This is a genomic window from Photobacterium chitinilyticum, assembly GCF_004104355.1.
GTDB classification, from domain to species: domain Bacteria; phylum Pseudomonadota; class Gammaproteobacteria; order Enterobacterales; family Vibrionaceae; genus Photobacterium; species Photobacterium chitinilyticum.
The window spans coordinates 1-356 of the sequence record NZ_RJLM01000276.1; the positions used below are offsets into that span (position 1 = coordinate 1).

General features: G+C 44.4%; 1 rRNA gene. It reads left to right on the top strand.

Annotation, left to right across the window (positions count from 1 at the left end):
• Positions 1 to 43: 43 nt before the first annotated feature.
• Positions 44 to 356 (top strand): 16S ribosomal RNA (locus EDI28_RS26725); the annotation flags it as partial.

Here is a 356-nt window from a genome sequence, read left to right on the forward strand (position 1 = left end):
GAGATATTAATCTGTATAAAGAATAATATTTTAAGTTTTTATTACAACGAAGAGTTTGATCCTGGCTCAGGATGAACGCTAGCGACAGGCCTAACACATGCAAGTCGAGGGGCAGCATTATTTTAGCTTGCTAAAATAGATGGCGACCGGCGCACGGGTGAGTAACGCGTATGCAACCTACCTCTTACAGGGGAATAGCCCGAAGAAATTCGGATTAATGCCCCATGGTTCTGATTGATCGCATGGTTAATTAGATAAAGTTCCGGCGGTAAGAGATGGGCATGCGTTCCATTAGTTAGTTGGTAGAGTAATGGCCTACCAAGGCATCGATGGATAGGGGTTCTGAGAGGATAGTC